Raw genomic sequence first — 15,848 nt, 5'->3', positions numbered from 1 at the left:
GCTCGTGGGGTCGGTGCCGCCCACGGGGATCGGGCGCCGATCGCGCCCAAGCTCGTCGTCGCGCCGGCGCGGACCCGTGCGGATCCGCGCCGACGCGACGGTCACCCGGCCCCCACCGGGTGGCGTGCGCGCAGGCCGGGTCGCTCGATCAGCGACCGCCCCGCAGGCCGCGCGGCACGGTGTAGGTGCGGCCCGCCCGGCGGCCGCCCTCGCCATCGACGACCGTCACCAGCCGGACGACCTGGAAGCGGCCCGCCTTCGGCGCCGGCAGGTGCTGGACGAAGCGGCCGCTCGCGGTCAGGCGACCGGCGCTGCCGACCGCCTTCCAGCCGCCGCCGCAGTCGTCCTTGATCCGCACCTCGACCGCCTGCCGCTTGGCCAGCAGCGGCCGCGACGCGACCGCGCGGACGATCCAGCTGCCGCCCTTGGCCGTCACCGAGCTGGTGACGAACCGCCGGGTCAGCTTCAGCGCCAGCGACCGCTCGCCGCCGATCTCGGCCCGGAAGCGGCGCTTCTCGGCGTTGACCCGGTTGCGGGGATCGGGGTCGGCGATCGTCAGCCGGAAGCGGCCGTCGCGGCCGACCAGCGGACGGCCCACGACCCGGTTGGCGCCCTGGTAGCGGATCGCGACCCGCTGGCCGACGAACCGCTGGTCGGCGACGCCGACGATCGTCGTCTTCGCGTAGCGGCCGCCGCGGGACCGCACGCCGCGGGTGACGTCGATCAGGGTCAGCGGGATCCGGCCGCACTCCAGCAGCAGGTCGTCCTCGCTGGTCGGCTGGCGAACCGCGGCCGAGACCTCGTAGCGCGACGTGGCGACGTGCTTGCGGCCGTCGGCGTCGGTCGCGGTGACGGTGATCTCGTAGCCGCCGACCAGGTCGGTCGGCCACGGGTCGCCGGGCTTCACGGTCACGGTCGTCCCGTCCGGCTTGCGGACCGTGGCCTCGCACGTGACCGGCGCGGTGCCGTCGGCGCAGGCGAACCCGGCCGGGACCTGGCCGCCCTGGCCGATCGGCCCGCCGGTGCTCGGCGCCACCACCTCGGCCTTGGGACCGGGCGAGACGGTGTAGGTGCGGGTGACGGTCTTCGTCTGGCCGAGCTCGTCGGTGACCTTCACGGTCAGCTCGTAGCTGCCCGGCTGGTCGGTCGGCAGCTCGCCGCCGTCGGTGATCGCGACGGTCGAGCCGTCGGGGCGCTTGATCGTGCCGACGCAGGCGTCGACGCCGGCCGCCGCCGTGCAGCCGAAGTCGACCGTCGTCCGCTCGCCGACGCTCAGCTTGGTGCCGGCGGCGGGACCGTCGATCGTCGCCGTCGGCGGCGGGAAGACCTCGTAGGTGCGGGTGACCGTCCGCTCGACGCCCAGGTCGTCCTTGACCTTGACGGCGATCGTGTAGACGCCGGGCGTGGCCGTCGGCAGGTTCGCCCCGTCGGTGATCGGCACCGGGGCGCCGCCGCCGGGCGGGGTCACCGTCGCCGTGCAGGAGTCGACGCCCGCGGCCGCGGCGCAGCCGAAGTCGATCGGCGCGGGGCCGCCGACGGGCAGGCGCGCGCCCGCGCCCGGACCGTCGATCGTCGCCGTCGGCGGCGGGAAGACCTCGTAGGTACGCGTGACCGTCCGCTCGACGCCGAGCGCGTCCTTGACCTTGGCGGTGATCGTGTAGACGCCGGGCGTGGCCGTCGGCAGGTTCGCCCCGTCGGTGATCGGCGTCGGAGCGCCGCCGCCGGGCGGGGTCACCGTCGCCGTGCACGAGTCGACGCCCGCGGCCGCGGCGCAGCCGAAGTCGACCGGCTCCTGGGCCCCGACCGTCAGCTTGGTACCGGCCGTCGGGCCGTCGATCGTCGCCGTCGGCGGCGGGAAGACCTCGTAGGTGCGGGTGACCGTCTGCTCCTGGCCGACCTCGTCGACCACCTTGGCGGTGATCGTGTAGACGCCCGGCGTGGCCGTCGGCAGGTTGTCGCCGTCGGTGATCGACGTCGGAGCGCCGCCGCCGGGCGGGGTCACCGTCGCGGTGCAGGAGTCGACGCCGGCCGGCGCGCTGCAGCCGAAGTCGACCGGCTCCTGGGCCCCGACCGTCAGCTTGGTGCCGGCCGCGGGGCCGGTGATCGCGACCGCGGGCGGACCCTGGAAGCTGATCGTGGTGCCGGCGTCCGGCGGATCGATGCCGACCCGCGAGCCGATGTTGGCCGGGCCGTTGACGTAGCTGGCCGCCTGGCCACCGGCCGAGACGACGTCGACCGCGACCGTGCAGGAGACGTCGCCGCTCTTCAGCGCGCCGCTGACGGCGATCGTGCCCGCGCCGGCTGGGGCCGTCGCGGTCACCCCGCTGGCGTCGGTCGGATCGCGGGCGCCGTCCTGGCACTCGACGGCGACGTTCGGCGTCGCGGCGACCTTCAGCCCGGTCGCCAGGGTGTCGGTGAACGACCAGCCCGCCTTCGCGCCCAAGTCGCTGGTGTTGGTCACCCGCAGCCGCAGCCGCGCCGGCGCCGAGGCCGCCACCTGCGGGGCCGCGAACGACTTGTCGAGCTTCGGCGTCGCGTCGAGCACGCGGATGTTGTCGATCGCCGCGTCGTTGCCGGCGCCGCCGCTGACCGCGACCTGGTTGCGCAGGCGGATCCCCAGCTGGCTGCCGGCGAACAGCACGCCGCCGTGGGTCGGGTAGCTGCCGACGCGGAAGCTGCGGCCGTTGAAGCTGACCGCCTGGCCGCCGGCGTCGGCGCAGGGCTGGATCGGCGTCGGGAAGACCGGGACCTCGGTCGCGCCGTCGAGCAGGAAGAAGTCGTAGCGCGGCCGCGACGCGGCGACGTTGCCGCAGTAGGCGGCCGCGACGTCGACGGAGAACGAGACGAAGCGCCCGCCGGCCGCCGGCAGCGCCAGCGGCGCGTTGGTCTCGAAGACCACGGCGTTGGCCGGCGGCGTGCCGCCGGTGGTGAACTCCGACAGCGCGTGGTTGTCGTCCTCGGTCGCCGGGTCGACGATGTGGCCGAGCGCCCGCGCGAAGTCGCGGATCCACTCGTCGTAGCCGCCGCAGGCCGCGTTCGCGGTCGAGTTCCACGACGTCACGATCCCGTTGCAGTAGCTCGGGTTCAGGTAGTACGGGTCGCCGCTGTAGGTCGCGTCGAACGGTGACGCGGAGACGTAGTCCTCCAGCAGCACCGGTGCCGCCGAGGGCACGTGCTCGAAGTCCTCCTGGAAGACCACCGTCGGGTCGGCCGGCACCCCGGGTGCGGCGTGAACGGTCGCCGGCAGAAGGCCGACGCCGACCGCGACGGTCGCGACGCACGCGAACCGCCGGGCGAATCGAGTCCGAAGGGACACGACTTCCTCGTTTCTCGTCAGGTTTCGCCGACACCCCAGCCGGCCTCGACGCGGTTCCGGCCCATCCCCGGGGACCGCGAGCAGGCACTGTACGTCGGTCATCCCCTCCGTGGGGGATGCGGACCCGATTTCACCCGGGTGAATCGGCCGGGTCCGGCTCGAGCAGGAACAGCTCGGAGGCGACGTCGGCCTCGGGGTCGTACCCGGGGACGTACTGCTCGACCCGGCGGTTGGTGGCCGCCTCGACCACCCGGAAGGTCTCCTCGCGGCGGGCGGTCTGGATCAGCGCCCGCGTCTCGCGCACCCGGTGCGCCTCGCCGACCTCGACCTGCGTGCGCTCCGCCGGCGAGTGGGTCCCGCGGAGCACGCAGAGGACGCCATGGCCACGGACCGCGTAGACGTTGATCGTCTCGGGACCACGGCCGTAGAGGTCCTTGTAGACCTGGCTGATCCCGTTGGCGATCTCCTTCGCCCACTGTTCGTTCGCGCTGCGGCTCGGCACGAGCCGCAGGGTAGCGCGCGACGGGCGGGACGACCGTCCGACCCGTGGCCGCGAGCCGGGCGGCCGAGCCCGCCCCGCGGCTCGGGCCGCGGGCCCGTCGGCCCCGCGGCACGAGATCGACGGGCCTGGCGCGCGTATGCCCGCCGCCGCGACGCGGCAAACGCGGGCGGCGGGTCAGCTCGGCACCCGGTCGAGGAAGCCGAGGACCGTGTCGATCCGCCCCTCCTCGTCGGTCACCACCACGTCGAAGCCGACCACCACCGGCTCGGCCCCGTCCGGTCCCAGGCCCCACTGGAAGCGGGTCTGGCGGTGGTGCGCGTCGGCGCTTCCGACCGGACGGAAGACGAAGCCGGGGAACTGCCGCTGGACGGCGCCGATGGTGGCGTGGAGGGCGTCGCGCCCGACCGCCTCGGCGAGCGGGTCGACGTAGGACGCGTCCGACGTCCAGTGCTCGGCCAGCAGCGCCGCGCGGGCGTCGGGGTCGGTGGCGTTCCAGGTCTGCAGGTAGGCGTCGACGACGTCGGGCACGGTCCGGTCCTCTCGTGGGGGTTGGGGGACGGGGACAGCCTGCCGCCGCCCGGCCCCGCGGTCGATTCCCCGTGGGGTAACCCCGCGCCCGGCCCTCAGGACAGCGTCCGCGCGGCGGCGGTCAGGTCGTCGATCGCCCGCTCCAGCGCCCCGGCGAGGGCGGCGACGTCGGGCAGCAGGTCGCGGTCGGCGACCAGGCCGAAGTCGACCCGGTCCAGGTAGCTGAAGACCGTGATGTTCAGCCCGACCCCGTCGAGGATGAACGAGACCGGGTAGTTCGCCACCTGGCGGGCGCCGGCGATGTAGATCGGCACCGGCGGTCCGGGCACGTTCGAGAGGATCAGGTTGTACGGCGGGGCGAAGCGGCTGGAGGCCGAGACGCCGGCCGTCACCCGCGCCGCGCGGGCGAAGAGCGACGGCGGGATCAGGTGGTTGGCCGTCGAGAGGATGTCGGCCGGCACCGCCCGGTGCCGCTCCTTCGCCGAGCGCATCGCCTCGTGGGTCCGCCGCAGCCGCTCGGCCGGATCCGGCTCGTCGGTCGGCAGCGGCGCGATCATCACCGAGATCCGGTTGCCGAAGGTGCCCAGCTCCTCCTTGGTCCGGACCGAGATCGGCACCATCGCCAGCAGCGGATCCTCCGGCAGCTCGCCGTGGTCGACCAGCCACTCGCGGACCGCGGCGGCGCAGAGCGTCACCACCACGTCGTTGACCGTCGCCCCGAAGGCGTTCTTGACCGCCTTGATCTCGGGCAGCGACAGCGACGCGAAGGCGACCCGCCGGTGGGGCGTGATCCGGCCGTTGAACGAGGTCCGCGGCGCCCGCGCCCGTGGCCGCTCCAGCATCCGCCCGTCGCGGTTGCGGGTGGCGGCGCGGTGGGCCTGCTCGCCGACCCGCGCCACCAGCCGCGCGCCGGGCACGTGGCGCAGCGTCGGCAGCGTGTCGATGTGCTGGAGGGTCGCCGGCACCCCACGCGCCAGCCGCAGCGCCTGACGCGGCAGGCTGCCGACGCCGCGCGCCACCAGCTCCAGCGTCCCGGCGCGGCGGTCGGGGCCGTGCTCGGGGTCGGGCGCCACCGTCCGCCCCTCCGGCTCGAGGTCGAAGAGGATCCCCAGGATCTCGGCCCCGGACATCCCGTCGACCAGCGCGTGGTGGACCTTCGTCAGCAGCGCGACGTTGCCGTCCGCCAGGCCGTCGATCAGGTAGACCTCCCACAGCGGCCGGCTGCGGTCGAGCGGCCGGCCGATGATCCGCGCCACCTGGTCGGCCAGCTGGTCCATCGTCCCCGGCCGCGGCAGCTGCAGCTCGCGGACGTGGAACTCCAGATCGAAGGCCGGGTCGTCGTGCCAGTAGGGGTAGTCGAGGTCGAGCGGCGCCCGCACCAGCCGCCAGCGCAGCGGCGGCAGCAGGTGCAGCCGCTCGCGGAAGACCCGCCGCACGTCGGCGAGCGTCAGCCGGCCGCTGGCGGTCGTCGAGGGGTCGAGGATCGCCACCGCGGAGACGTGGCCGTGGGTGCGGCCGTCCTCCGCGGCGAGGAACTGGGCGTCGAGGCTGGTCAGCTGCCGCACGCGGACCATCGCACCACGGGGCCGGCGGGCGGTCGTCGGTCCCGGGGACCGAACCTGCGACCGTCAGCTGGACCGCGAGCCCGAACCGTCGTCGCCGCCGAGCACCGCCGCGCCGAGCCGGTCGCAGGCCAGCAGCGCCACCTCGAGCCCGATCCGGTCCTCGTCGAGCGGTCGCCCGCGCAGCTCCTCGGCCTTGCGGACCCGGTAGAGGACCGTGTTCTTGTGCAGGTGCAGGCGGGCGGCGGTCTCGGTGTAGCTGCCGTTGGTGCCGAGGAAGACGCGGACCGTCTCGCGCAGCCGCGCCGCCGGCTCCTCGGGGCCGACCAGCCCGCCGAGCATCTGCGCGATCCAGCCGCGGGCGGCGGGCACGTCGCCGGTCAGGAAGGCCAGCAGGCTGGCGTCGGCGAAGGGCGTGATCGTGCCGACCGCGGGCTCGGCCGCCGCCCCCACCGCCTGCGCCCGCAGCGCCTGCCGGTGCGAGACCGCGAAGCCCTCCGGCCCCTCGGCGGGCAGGCCGATCGCCAGCGACGCCCCGTGGGCGGCCGGGTCGACGACCGCGGCCAGCTCGTCGGCGGTCACCGCCCGCTCGCCGCTGACCGGCAACCAGGCCCACAGCGAGCGCTCGTCGCCGAGCACCGTCAGCGGGGTCCCGCCGGGCCAACCGGCGAGCGCCGCCCCGAGCCGGTCGAGCCGCGGCAGCGCCTCGGCCGTCGGCGTCGCCGGATCGAGCCAGGCGGTCACCGCCACGTGCCAGCCCCGCAGCCGGTAGCCGAGCCGCGCCTCGGCCTGGTCGGGGTCGCCGGGGGCGTCGCCCAGCAGCTGGCGGACGAGCGCCGCGCGGGCGGCCGACGCGCTGCGCAGCCACCGCTCGCGCTCGTCGGCGTAGACCGCCAGCAGCTGCTCGGAGACCCGGTCGATGAAGCGGAAGGTGACGCGGGTGATCCGGTCGAGCGCGGCGACGGCGTCGGCGGCGCTGCCGCCCTGCGCGGCCGCGGCGGCCAGGCACCACTCGAGGAAGCGCTGGTGGCCGATCCGGTAGGCCCGCAGCAGCGCCTCGACCGGCACCCCACGCTGGGCCAGCCGGCGGGCGTACTCGCTGGCGGCGGCCGGCGACTCGACCGCGCCGACGTCGATGTCGTGGGCGAGCACGTCGATCCCGGTGGCGATGCTGGCGCGGACGCTGGTCGCCAGCAGCTCGCGGACCGCCTCGTCGCCGCGCAGCTCCGGGATCGCGTCGAGCAGCCGCGCCAGCAGCTCGTCGCTCAGCTCCGGCAGCCGCCGGGCGAGCGCGGCGGCCAGCGACGCCGAGGCGTCCGTCCCGTCCGCGGTCCCCGCTCCCATCGGCCGATCCTACGCGCGGGCCGACCCGCCGGGGCCGATCGCCGGCAGGTCCGGTCGCGCTGGCGCGGCTGCCCCAAGCCTCCGCGCCAGCGCGACCTCACCCGGCCCCCACCGGGTGCGTGCCCGTCAGCGGCCAACCCCGCGGGGCCGCTCGGCACGGTTCAGGGGCGGGCCGCCTGCCCGGCGGCCGCCCCTCGCCATCGGCGCTCTGCGCGGATGGTCCCCGCCCGGTTGCGGGGGGGAGCACCGGCGCGGAGTCCGCCACTGTACGCGGTAGACCGAGCGCGATCGACGCCCGCCCGCACGTTCACCCAGGTGAACGTGCGGCGGCGAGGCGCGCGGGAGGAGCGAGGTTCGCAGGGCCCGACCGCGGCCCCGGCCGGGGGTCATCCGGTGACGCCGCCGGGACGGACCGGACGCGGGACGACGACGACGCGGGCCCGTGCCGAGCGGCTGCGGGCGTTGAGCGCGGTCGCGGTGGCGGTGTTGACCAGCGTCCGCCGCCGCTCCAGGTTGGTCGCCCGCGCGACCACCCGGAAGCTGCGCGAGCGGCCACCGCGCAGCCTCGCGATCCGCCAGCAGGCGCGGCCGTTGCGCAGCCGCGCCCCGCGCACCGAGCGGTAGGCCAGGCCGCGCGGCAGCCGGTCGCAGACCTGGACGTCGTAGGCGGTCGCGCGCCCGACCGCGGTCACGATGATCCGGTAGCGGACGTCAGCGCCGGCGCGGACGGTCCGCCGGTCGGCCGTCTTGCGGATCCGCAGCGCGGCGGGCCGCAGGACGGTGACCGTCGCCCGGCCCTGGGCCTGGACGCTGCCGCCGGCGTCGCTGCCCGCGGTCGCGGTCGCCTGGTTGACGAGCGTGCCGGCGCGCCGGGCCCGCACGCGGACGGTGATCGTGGCCGAGCCACCGGGGGCCAGGTCGCCGAGCTCGCAGGCGGTCGGCCGGCCGCCGCAGCGGCCGACGCTCGAGCGGACCGCGACCACCGTCGCCGGCTGGCCGAGGGTGTCGACCAGCCGCACCGCGCGGGCCGCGCCGGGGCCGTCGTTGGTGACCTGGATCCGGTACTCGACCCGCTGCCCGACGGCCACGCGGGCGACGTCGGCGCGCTTCTCGACCCGCAGTGAGGGCGGCAGCGGGGCGGGCGGCGGCGGGGGGGGGGGCGGGGGCGGCTCGGGCGCGCGAGCGGTCGGGGTCGAGGTCTCGGCCGGGGACGAGCGCAGCGGCCCGGCCCCGCCCGGCGGCGTGCCGAGGGCGCTGGCGACGTTGCGGACGCTGCCGGCCGCGACGTCGTCCTCGCTCACGACGTACGGCCGCTCGGCACTGCAGCGGACGCTCGCTCCAGGGGCGAGCGTCCGCTCCGGGCAGCGGACCGGCCCGGCCTTGGGGTCGTCGACGCCGACGTCGTGGAGGGTCACGTTGCCGCTGTTGGTGACGACGAAGTCGAAGCTGATCCGGTCGCCGACCCAGGCGCCCCCCGCCCGCTCGGCCGGCGTCACGGTGGCCCGCTTGACGATCGTCAGCGCGGGCGCCGGGGCGGTGGTCGGCGTCTCCGTGTGGGCCGGCTCGCTGGCCACCGGCGTCGGCTCGCCGGTGCCGCCGGCGGGCCGCGGCGGCGTGCCGAAGGAGACGGCGGTGTTGCGGACGGCGCCGGCGTCGACGTCGGCCTGGGTGACCGGGTAGGGCTCGTCGGCGGCACAGGCGGTCTCCTGGCCCGGCCGCAGGGTCCGCTGCTCGCAGCTGACGTCGCCCGCGATCGGGTCGTGGACGCCGACGTCGCGGAGGGTCAGGTTGCCGACGTTGGTGACCACGAAGGCGAAGCGGATCGTCTCGCCCAGGTCGGCGCGGCCGTTGTCGTTGCGATCGTCGAGCTCGGCCCGCTTGCTGATCTGGATCGCCGGCGCCGGATCGCTGGTCGGCGTGTTCGTCCGCGAGGGCGGCGAGCCGACCGGATCGCCACCGCCCGGCGGGGTCCCCTGGGCGGTCGCGACGTTGACCACCTGGCCCGCGTCGACGTCGTCCTGGGTCACCGTGTAGGGGTCGGCCGTGCAGGTCACGCTCTCGCCCGGGGCCAGCGGACCCGCCGGGCAGCTGATCCCGGTCACCCGGTCGTCGCTGACGGTGATCTCGGTCAGCGTCCGGTTGCCCGTGTTGGTGACCGTGAAGCTGTAGTCGATCGTCTCGCCGAGGTCGGCGGTGCCGTTGTCGTTGCCGTCGTTCAGCTGCGCGTGCTTGACCACCGCGATCGCCGGGTCGGGCTCGGGGGTCGGCGTGTTCGTGCGCGAGGGCTCCGAGGTGACCGGGTCGCCGCCGCCGGGCGGCGTGCCCTTCGCCGTCGCCTCGTTGACCACCTGGCCGGCGTCGACGTCGGCCTGCGTCACCGTGTAGGGATCGGCCGTGCAGGTCATGCTCTCGCCGGGCGGCAGCGGATCGGCCGGGCAGCTGATGCCGCTCGCCCGGTCGTCGTCGACGGTGATGTCGGTCAGCGTCCGGTTGCCGGTGTTGGTGACCGTGAAGCTGTAGTCGATCGTCTCGCCCGCGTCGGCGGCGTCGTTGCCGTTGCCGTCGTTCAGCTGCGCGTGCTTGACGATCGCGATCCCCGGCTCGGGGTTCGGCGTCGGGGTGTTGGTCCGCGAGGGATCGGAGACGACCGGTTCGCCGCCGCCCGGCGGGGTCCCCTTGGCGGTCGCCTCGTTGACCACCTGGCCGGCGTCGACGTCGGCCTGCGTCACCGTGTAGCGGTCGGCCGTGCAGGTCATGCTCTCGCCCGGCGGCAGCGGATCGGCCGGGCAGCTGATCCCGGTGACCAGGTCGTCGTCGACCGTGATCCCGGTCAGCGTCCGGTTGCCGGTGTTGGTGACCGTGAAGGTGAAGTCGATCGTCTCGCCCGCGTCGGCGGCGTCGTTGCCGTTGCCGTCGTTCAGCTGCGCCTGCTTGACCACCGCGATCGCCGGGTTCGGGCTCGGCGTCGGCGTGTTCGTGCGCGAGGGCGGCGACGCGATCGGATCGAGCCCGTCCGGCGGCGTGCCGTGGGCGGTCGCCTCGTTGACCACCTCGCCGGCGTCGACGTCGGCCTGGGTCACGGTGTAGACGTCGGCCGTGCAGGTCATCCGCTCGCCGACGGCCAGCGTGGTCCGCGGGCAGCTGATGCCGCTGACCCGGTCGTCCTCGATCCGGACGTCGGTCAGGTCGCGGTTGCCGGTGTTGGCGACCTCGAAGCTGTAGGTGATCGTCTCGCCGACGTCGGCGACGTCGTTGCCGTTGGCGTCATCGAGCTGGGCCCGCTTGACCAGCGACATCGACGGCCGCGGGCCGGTGTTGACGATCGTGCAGCGGAGGTCGTCGCCGAGCCCCAGGACCAGGTCCTGACGCGGGCCGGTGGCCGACGATGCCTCGGCGTCGCGGACACCGTTGCGGGTGCAGGACCAGCTCTGGCGGTAGACGGCGAGCGAGGTGCCCGGGTTGGCCGTCTCCCCGAACGTGAAGGGCATCGCGCTGCTGTCGGTGAGCACGGTCACCGGATCGATCGTCGCGCTCGGCCCGCCGTTGGTGTTGGCCGACCGCATGATGTTGTCCTCCTGGTCCTCGATCGCGATCTCGAAGCCGTCCTCCGGGTGCTGGGGCGAGCTGATCGACTTCGACAGCGCGACCTTCGCCGTCAGGACCCCGAAGGCGATGCCCTGGCGCCCGCCGAAGCTGTTCTGGTAGCGGATCGCGACCGAGGTCGGGGCCGCGGTCGAGGTCAGGAGGTTGCCGGGGCGCGCGCCCGAGAGCGAGCCCAGACAGCGCACGCTCGTGGTCCCGGCCCCGGTGAGCCCGCCGGGGCAGGGCTGCGTGTAGCCCGGCGGGACGGCCCGATCGAAGATCTCGACCGGCTTGTCGGAGGTGAAGGTCAGTCCCTCGTCCTCGCTGGTCGTCTCCGCGTCGGCGAGCACGAAGGCGTAGCCGGTGAAGGCGGCGCCGGACGGCCCGCGGGCGACGATGTTGGAGAGCCTGACGATGCCCTTCTCGCCGCTGCCGCTCTGGCCGTTGTCCTGGTAGAGGACGGGCCGGCCCGGCGTGTTGCGGTAGATGTCGTTGCCGACCGGCGTGCCGGACCAGGTCGGGAAGGCCGCCGTCGAGATCGTGCGGAAGCCGTTCGCGCCGTCGCTGATCCGCAGCGTGAAGTCGATCCGGTTGCCCCCGGGCAGGCTGATCGTCATCGGCTGGCCGGCGGCCGAGCGGGCCTGCGTCATGTTCACCCCCGACATGTCGAGCCAGCAGAGGGTGGTGTCGTGTGGTCCGCCCTGCCCGTAGCCGCAGCCGACGGGGGCCTGTTCGGCGGCCGGCGCCGGGCCGGCCAGCAGCAGTCCCGTCACGAGGAGCGCCACGACGAACGACACCACGATCGAAATCGGGTGCTTGCGGTTCGACGGGACGATCGACGGGAACGAGGGCGTACGCATGGACCTGGCTCCGGACGACGCAACATGCGCCTGATCGGGCGCCCCGTGGGTCAATCGGGGCGCCCGACCGGCAGGGCCGTGACTGCGGGGGAGTTGCCACACGCACCCTCAGTCACGATATGTGTCGGCAGCGAGGGGGGTCACGCCGACAGGGAGGATCTTGTCGCTCCGACGGCCGCCGAACGAGACGTCTCATCACAAGTTTCTGGAAGTTTTGGTGGGGCCATCACAGGCCCGTGGCGAACCGCCCCGAAACCGCCGGAAACGGCCTACCGTGGCGGCATGGTCCGCCGCGTCCTCGCCCCCGCGCTCGCGCTCGCCGTGGCCGCGGCCGTCGCCGGGCCGGCCCGCGCCGACGCGATCGACGATCCGCTCGCGATCGAGCCGCCGTCGCGCGCCGACGGAGCGACCGTCGCCCGGATCGTCGCGCCGACCAGCGTCCGCGCCCGGCGCGACGACCCGGCCAGCGCGTCGCCGCTCTCGACCACCACCGCGTGGGGCCACCACGCCCAGGAGCTGCTGGTGCTGGAAGCGGCGGCCGGCGCGGACGGCGAGCGCTGGCTGCGGGTGCTGCTCCCCGCGCGTCCCAACGGCCGCTCGGGCTGGATCCGCCGCGACGACGCGCTGCTCTCGCGAACGCCGTACTGGGTCCAGATCGACGTCCGCCGGCGGACCGTCTCCGTCTTCCGCCGCGGACGGCTGGCGCGGCGGACCCGGGCGGTGGTCGGCGCGTCGGCGACGCCGACCCCGCTCGGTCTCTCGGCGGTCTACGAGCGCAACCGCCAGCGCGACCCGCGGGCCTTCCTCGGCCCCTGGGCCCTGGCCCTCACCAGCCACTCCGACGTGCTCGAGGACTACGGCGGCGGCCCCGGCCGGGTCGCGCTCCACGGCCGCGGCCGCGGCAGCTTCGGCGACCCGCTCGGCTCGGCCCGCTCGCACGGCTGCGTGCGGGTCGACGACGAGCCGATCCGGTGGATGGCCGCGCGGCTGGCTCCGGGCACGCCGGTGATGGTCAGCCGCTGACCACCGTCGCGCGGCCGGCCGTCAGCGCAGCCACTCGGTCAGCCGCAGGGCCAGCAGCAGGTCGCTGTCGCGGCTGGCGGTCGGCGGCAGCAGCTCCTCGGCCGTCCGGACCCGGTTGATCACCGTGTTGACGTGGACCCCGACGATCTCCGCCGCGGTCGACGAGCGGCCACGGGCCTCGAGGAACCCGGTCAGGGTCCGGCGCAGCACGCGGTTGCGGGCGCCGGGCGCCAGCAGCTCGCCGAGCTGGCGCTCCATGAAGGCCCGCGCGGCCGGCTCGTCGGCCGCGATCAGCGACACCAGCGCCACGTCGGCGTAGCGGACCACCGGCGGGCCGTCGGGCGCCATGGTCCCGATCCGGTAGGCCTCGAGCGCCTCGTGGTAGCTGCGGCGGAAGCCCTCGACGCCGTGGTGCGGCCGGCCGACGGCGACGTGCAGGCCGTGGCGCTCGGCCAGCGGCGCCGGCACCTCCAGCCCGGCCAGCGGCCCGACGCTGATCCAGGCCGCGGTCACCCCGGGGGCCAGGTCGACGACCAGCGGCGTGCCGACGTCGAGGTCGTCGAGCAGCACGTCGAGCCGCTGCGACCGCTCACCCGGCTCGTCGCGCAGACCGTCGCGTCGCGGCGGCCACCAGGCCGCGACCGCCACGTGGCTCGTGGTCAGGTCGTACTGCATCTGCCGCTGGATCCAGCTGGCGTCGTGGTCGGCGGTGGTCAGGATCCGCTCGACCGCCCGCGCGACCAGGCCGGCGCGGTCGCGCGACTGCTCGCTCTCGCGCCGGAGCGCGTCCGACAGCGCGGTCTCGAACCGCTGGAGGACGGTCGCCGCCCGCTCCAGCGCCGCCGCCAGGTTCGACGACTCGCCGAAGTGCTGCTTCAGCCGCACCAGCAGCGCCTGCCAGGTCACCTCGTGGGCGATCCGGTAGATCTGCATCATCGTCGGCGCCGAGACGCCCCGCCGGACCATCGCCTGGGTGTGCGCGGCGGCCATCGGCGGCAGCCGCTCGAGGTCGGAGTCCGCCACGCCGGCGACGACCGCCGCGAACAGCCGCATCTTGTCCTCGATGCTCTGGCGGGTGGCGTCCATCAGCGCCACGTCGCCGTCCAGCTCGTCGAGCTGCTCGTGGACCAGGCGGGCGACGCGCTCGGCGACCTCGGCGTGCCACGCGGGGTCCGCGCAGAGGGCGACCAGCTCTTCGTGCCACGACGCGGTTCGCTGCGTCACCGGGTGCAGGGCGGGGGCGGCCGGGAGTCGCATGACGACGGGTCAACGGGGAACGACGACGGACCTCCGAGTCGGGAGCCGACCGGGCGCACGGGGCGCCGGAGGAGCGACGGGCGAGCCTCGATGACGGGCTCCTTTCTGAACTGCGGCGCGCGGGCGCCACGACGGGGGGTGGGGGTATGCCGGACGCGGCCCGCGCTCGGCGGCCGCGGATCGAGGACGGCCCCGACCGGTGCGCCGGCACGTTCGTGCCCTGGACCGACAGCGTGCGGGGTAGACGTAGGGCCGCCATAGGCCGACGGTCACAAGTTCACCGCGCTCCCATGTGAATCATCACAGTCCACCACCAACAACGCCCGCCGCTGCCCGTACCGGAAACCGCCGCCGCGCCCGCGGATTGTGGGCAGATCAATCACACAATTCCGACATTGTGACGGTGACCCTATTGGGCCCTCTCGGGACGCTCCAGACTCGACGTCATGCGCCCCCGCTACCCCGCCGTCGACCCGCGGATTCCCTGTTGCTGACCGGGAACGCACTCGGCGCCCGGCAGGCGCGATTCCACGAGGCGCTGGTCGGCGGCGACATCTCGGGCGAGGAGTTCGTGGCCTCGGTCGAGCACGCGCGGCGCACCGCCACCGCCTCGGTCGCCCCGCCCGCGCCCCCGCGAGCGAGCACGTCGGCGGTGCTGGCCGGGGTCGCGCTGATGTCGATCGCGCTCGCCGTCGACGACGCGCGGCTGGCCGGCGCCGGCGCCCTCACCTCGACCGCCGGGGGCCTGGCGAGCGCGATGGCCCGGCGCCGCCACCTGCACCGCGCGTCCGGCCCCTGGCTGTCGGTGCTCGCCCCGACCGAGGACGGCCGGCAGTGGCAGCGGGTCGTGATCCCGTCGCACCGGATCCGGGTCATCGGCTCGCTGCCGGGGCATCTGATCCTGCGCGACGCGGAAGACGCCCTGTACCTGGTCGACCGCCGCAGCGCCGGCGCCCGGCTGGTGCGGGCGCTCCCCCCGCGGCGGCCGTCACCGACCGTGCTCGCCGAGTGGGTCGACCAGCTCGGGCAGCCGCCCCGGCAGCACGCCTGATCCGACGCTGCCGCCGGCGCCCAGCGCCGCGGCCTCGGGCGGCCGGCCCAGCCGCAGCGCCCGCCGCAGCCGCGCCAGCGGCCCCGACCGGCGGACCAGGTGGAGGGCGCCGGCCCGGTCCTCCAGCACGACGTGGGTGGCGAGCACGCCGACGACCAGCAGCTCCGGCGCGGTGACGGTGGCCGCCCGCCAACCCGGGCGGTGGCGCGAGAGGACGGCGATCGGCCGGTCGCCGATCCGCGCGCCAGGGCCCGGCTGACGCTCGAGCGCCGCGATCGAGGCCACCATCGCGACCGTCGCCGCGATCGCCGCGGCGCCGACCACCGCCAGCAGCAGATCGCCCTCGGCCAGGCCGAGGGCGACCACGAAGCCGCCGAGCGCGAACGCGGCTGCGCGACCGATCCGGCCGCCGGCGTCGGCACCGACGGCCCGCCGCAGCGCGTCGCTCCGCGCCCGCTCGATCGAGTCGGCCAGCTCCGCCCGCGAGATCGAGTCGACCCCGAGCCCCATCGCCGAGCGGCCGAGGGCGGCGCGCCAACGACGCCAGCGGCGCCAGCGCGCGCGGGACCTACGGATGGATCTCGACACTCGACACCTCGACGATCGCGGGCCGGGAACTCGGCGGACGTCCGCCCAGACCTGTCGATCGAGCGTGGCGAACTGGTGGCCCGTGGGCCACCAGAACGGTCACATTCCGACGCTCGGACCAGGGAGGAACACACACGTTCGGGTCCGAGCGAACCGGCCGGACGAGCCCATTCCAGGTCCCCGCCGACGGCGTAAGCTTGCTACGTTTGCCGTGGTCCCCAGGGTCGTTTCCCCC

General features: G+C 75.4%; 10 protein-coding genes. 2 read left to right on the top strand and 8 right to left on the bottom strand.

Annotated elements, in window-relative coordinates; genetic code table 11:
- Positions 1 to 148 precede the first annotated feature (148 nt).
- From SH587_RS01445 to SH587_RS01420, 6 genes are all read right to left on the bottom strand, one after another.
- Positions 149 to 3,316, bottom strand: a complete 3,168-nt coding sequence (locus SH587_RS01445; RefSeq protein WP_320668764.1) for a DUF7933 domain-containing protein — start codon at positions 3,314 to 3,316, stop codon at positions 149 to 151.
- 130 nt (positions 3,317 to 3,446) lie between these two features.
- Positions 3,447 to 3,818, bottom strand: a complete 372-nt coding sequence (locus SH587_RS01440; RefSeq protein ID WP_320668763.1) for a Na-translocating system protein MpsC family protein — start codon at positions 3,816 to 3,818, stop codon at positions 3,447 to 3,449.
- Positions 3,819 to 3,992: 174 nt separating this feature from the next.
- Entirely contained in the window at positions 3,993 to 4,346 is a 354-nt protein-coding gene (locus SH587_RS01435; protein ID WP_320668762.1) for a nuclear transport factor 2 family protein, read from the bottom strand.
- A 95-nt stretch (positions 4,347 to 4,441) separates the two neighbouring features.
- The gene (locus tag SH587_RS01430; RefSeq protein WP_445974773.1) at positions 4,442 to 5,920 is read right to left on the bottom strand and encodes a WS/DGAT/MGAT family O-acyltransferase; all 1,479 of its coding nucleotides are present in this window, start codon (positions 5,918 to 5,920) and stop codon (positions 4,442 to 4,444) included.
- Between the two features lie 54 nt (positions 5,921 to 5,974).
- Positions 5,975 to 7,252: a PucR family transcriptional regulator gene (locus tag SH587_RS01425; protein ID WP_320668760.1), complete on the bottom strand. Its 1,278-nt coding sequence runs from the start codon at positions 7,250 to 7,252 to the stop codon at positions 5,975 to 5,977.
- Between the two features lie 386 nt (positions 7,253 to 7,638).
- Entirely contained in the window at positions 7,639 to 11,694 is a 4,056-nt protein-coding gene (locus tag SH587_RS01420; RefSeq protein ID WP_320668759.1) for a CLIPPER-2 domain-containing protein, read from the bottom strand.
- A 282-nt stretch (positions 11,695 to 11,976) separates the two neighbouring features.
- Between SH587_RS01420 and SH587_RS01415 the strand changes: the two genes are divergently transcribed.
- The gene (locus SH587_RS01415; RefSeq protein WP_320668758.1) at positions 11,977 to 12,717 is read left to right on the top strand and encodes a L,D-transpeptidase; all 741 of its coding nucleotides are present in this window, start codon (positions 11,977 to 11,979) and stop codon (positions 12,715 to 12,717) included.
- A gap of 21 nt (positions 12,718 to 12,738) precedes the next feature.
- Here the strand turns inward: SH587_RS01415 and SH587_RS01410 are convergent, their stop codons facing one another.
- On the bottom strand, positions 12,739 to 13,941 hold the full coding sequence (locus SH587_RS01410; protein WP_320668757.1) for a PucR family transcriptional regulator: 1,203 nt from the start codon (positions 13,939 to 13,941) through the stop codon (positions 12,739 to 12,741).
- 520 nt (positions 13,942 to 14,461) lie between these two features.
- Between SH587_RS01410 and SH587_RS01405 the strand changes: the two genes are divergently transcribed.
- Positions 14,462 to 15,025, top strand: coding sequence for a hypothetical protein (locus SH587_RS01405; RefSeq protein ID WP_320668756.1), 564 nt, complete (start codon positions 14,462 to 14,464; stop codon positions 15,023 to 15,025).
- On the opposite strand, the gene SH587_RS01400 is transcribed toward SH587_RS01405, so the two are convergent.
- Positions 14,963 to 15,535 (bottom strand): hypothetical protein, encoded by a 573-nt coding sequence (locus SH587_RS01400; RefSeq protein ID WP_320668755.1) that lies wholly within the window; start codon positions 15,533 to 15,535, stop codon positions 14,963 to 14,965. The two genes, SH587_RS01405 and SH587_RS01400, sit on opposite strands and share 63 nt — an antisense overlap.
- Positions 15,536 to 15,848 lie beyond the last annotated feature (313 nt).

The organism is Patulibacter defluvii (genome assembly GCF_034096925.1).
Classification (GTDB): Bacteria; Actinomycetota; Thermoleophilia; order Solirubrobacterales; family Solirubrobacteraceae; genus Patulibacter; species Patulibacter defluvii.
This window is presented reverse-complemented; position numbering and strand designations above follow the sequence as displayed.

Excerpts from the sequence above, each read along its gene's own strand:
- SH587_RS01425 (WP_320668760.1), bottom strand. The coding sequence starts at position 7,252 with ATGGGAGCGGGGACCGCGGACGGGACGGACGCCTCGGCGTCGCTGGCC.
- SH587_RS01400 (WP_320668755.1), bottom strand. The coding sequence starts at position 15,535 with ATGGGGCTCGGGGTCGACTCGATCTCGCGGGCGGAGCTGGCCGACTCG.
- SH587_RS01415 (WP_320668758.1), top strand. The coding sequence starts at position 11,977 with ATGGTCCGCCGCGTCCTCGCCCCCGCGCTCGCGCTCGCCGTGGCCGCG.
- SH587_RS01430 (WP_445974773.1), bottom strand. The coding sequence starts at position 5,920 with ATGGTCCGCGTGCGGCAGCTGACCAGCCTCGACGCCCAGTTCCTCGCC.
- SH587_RS01420 (WP_320668759.1), bottom strand. The coding sequence starts at position 11,694 with ATGCGTACGCCCTCGTTCCCGTCGATCGTCCCGTCGAACCGCAAGCAC.